The sequence below is a fragment of the Cobetia sp. SIMBA_158 genome (genome assembly GCF_046566945.1).
GTDB classification, from domain to species: Bacteria; Pseudomonadota; Gammaproteobacteria; order Pseudomonadales; family Halomonadaceae; genus Cobetia; species Cobetia amphilecti.
Genome location: NZ_JAWJYL010000898.1, coordinates 1 through 245 on the forward strand (window position 1 = coordinate 1; position 245 = coordinate 245).

At 29.8% G+C, this 245-nt stretch carries 1 protein-coding gene; it reads right to left on the reverse strand.

Translation table 11 applies throughout. The features are described 5' to 3' along the window. On the reverse strand, positions 1-245 hold a 245-nt coding region (locus R2R70_RS22420), incomplete at both ends, for a hypothetical protein (RefSeq protein WP_410979260.1).

Consider the following 245-nt stretch of genomic DNA (forward strand, 5'->3'; position numbering starts at 1 on the left):
GGCAATTCGTTAATAATTTCAGATATCTTTCCACGTACAAATTCCTTCTTTTTAGAAGTGATTAACTGTAGATAATGATCCTCGGCTTTTATATAAAGAAGTTCATTAAGATAGACCTTTGCTTTATTTTTTAACACAATATGGTCTTCAATAATAAGCTGTTTTACTTTTTCCAATTCACGAATTGTCTGAGTGTGTTCTATCTGCAAAGACTCTTTTTCTTTTGCCAATTTCCGTTTTTTTAT